Source organism: Rhodococcus sp. P4_B6 (assembly GCF_056402215.1).
Window position 1 is genome coordinate 1 of sequence record NZ_JBFUHV010000402.1, and the last position, 2,110, is coordinate 2,110.

Below are 2,110 nucleotides of genomic sequence, written 5' to 3' on the forward strand. Positions count from 1 at the left end.
GGGTAGTCACCACGAAGAATTTGGCTCACCGCTCGCTCCGTCGCATCTTGCGCGCCCGAATGAACGTCCCCGGGATGGCTCTCAACGTTGACATAGGCGACGCCCGGGCCGCGTTGAATACTCCAAAGCCTGAGTAACGAGGGACTCGATTCCTCGCGATTGATGACCCGATCATCCTACCCACCAGCGTTTCCCTTCTTTTTCGCTGGAGCGGCTGTATCTGAGCAACATCGTCCAAGTTCACTGGACGTACTTCGATAATATTCGCCGCTATCGCCCGCCGAACTATTTCTTCACCTCGCGCGGTGCGCGCGATCAACACACTCACACCTTGTTTATCGCCAAAATCTGGAAATCCAGACTCGTCCGCCTCCCAAAAATCACCCGCCGCGATATCTGCGCTCTCACCAACACCATCCGGGCAAATCTTGCAACGCCACTGGGTTGTAGGTCCGAGGCAACGACCCCAAGAATCGTTGTACCCGGCGCCAGCACTGTCCCCATTCTTATCCTCGGCATAGAAATCTCCGGGCCAACCGTGGCCCCGATAGCGGAGCGTCACTAATCGGGCGTTCTCGTCGAAGCCAAGGTCCTTAAGAAGACCTTCTGTCGCGAGTTGACTTGGAGTTCCGGCGCAGAAGAATGAGAATAGAATTGGACGTGAATCCTTGCCGCGCAATTCGTGCAACTGGCGAATAGCCGACACCTCGCAGGGCTTGCCGACTATTCCGGTGTCTGCACCTGCATCGAGATCACAGCAACTTGCCGTTGAGACGGGTGCGTACCGGGAACCCGATGCCGCAATCGCCTCCTCTTTAGAGGTAATTGTTACAGACACCGTCCTTCGCGGGTCCACCGCAGCTGATGCCGCCGTAGACGTCCGGAAATCTCCAGATTCAATCAACCAAGCGATAAGGGCAGTTAAGGCACCACCACTGCTCGCTGTGTATCGAATCTCGGGATCGGTCGCCCAGGCCTCCCACGCAGCAACAACTGGTCCCAGATAGGGGTGCCTCACTGCAGCATCTGAGTCCCGACCGACCACACGCCTGCCAGGACACGCCCCTGCAAATTCAGCGACTTGCTGCTCGTTAGAAGAGTCGATCGACCCCTGCCAGACTGGCCGTAAGTACCCGCCAGCATTCAATTCCATCRTCACTTGTGAACTCAACTGCGCACACAGACCGCATCCCGAGCAGTTTCCATTCGCAACAACGGACGAAATCTCGGACGCAAGGTTCGATTTCACGAGAGAACCAGCTCCTTCAGCGCCCGGGCGCCCTCGTCCAATAGCCCATCTGCTCGCCTCCGTAGCGAGTCGAGGTCAGACTTGAGACCAGGAGAGCTTTCGATACGGTCTCTAACCTGGCCGACATAACAGGAGTCACCGCGCAAGTCGACCGTATGGTGCCAGCCAAGATCCCCGAGCAATGGGGCGAATTTGCGCGAATACGCTAGTGGTATAGCCGGCGTGCCAACTGACAATGCATTCAAGCATGCGTGCATTCTCGCACCTACTATCAGTTCGGCGCTCGCCACGAACTCACGCACGTCACTCAATTCGCGCGGTAGAAACGCATCGACCTGATAGCTGAGCTCCGACTGCAGTTCCTTCACCGCCGGAACGTCATTATCGAGCCCATCCGAATCGAGCACGTGTGCGAACAAGGTAATCTCTCGACCTGAAGACAGCAGCGAACTACACAATCTGACGAGCGAGTCTCTATATACGCGTCGATCGATATGCGGATTTTCGTTCCACAGGAGTCCTGATACGTTAATGGCAATATCGTACTTCTTCTCCACAATCGGCACGGGCAGTGCAAACACTACATCCGTAGATTGAATGACCGCGGGAAGACCAAGCTCGTTGCAGTATTCGGCACTTCGTGAATCGCGAGAAATAATTATATCCGCTCGCCTGGCCGCAAAGCGCCCCAAGGCGCGCCCTGCGAAGGTTTCGAACGGGCCGATTGTTTGTGGCCCCATTGCGACCGTCACCCCGTTGGACACAGCTATCCTCGCAAGAGAATTCATCATCGCAAGTCGGCGCAGACCATAGATGTCGCTGAAGCTATCACCCCAACGCATGTCGAGGACTAGATCAAAC

Annotated in this window: 2 protein-coding genes; both read right to left on the bottom strand. The window is 56.1% G+C overall.

The genetic code is table 11. The features are described from left to right. Nucleotides 1-25: 25 nt before the first annotated feature. Nucleotides 26-1,153, bottom strand: a complete 1,128-nt coding sequence (locus tag AC1DWT_RS50975; RefSeq protein ID WP_477926234.1) for a Coenzyme F420 hydrogenase/dehydrogenase, beta subunit C-terminal domain — start codon at nt 1,151-1,153, stop codon at nt 26-28. Between the two features lie 92 nt (nt 1,154-1,245). Beyond that, nucleotides 1,246-2,110 (bottom strand): polysaccharide pyruvyl transferase family protein (locus AC1DWT_RS50980; RefSeq protein WP_477926235.1); only part of this gene is annotated, 865 nt, incomplete at its 5' end.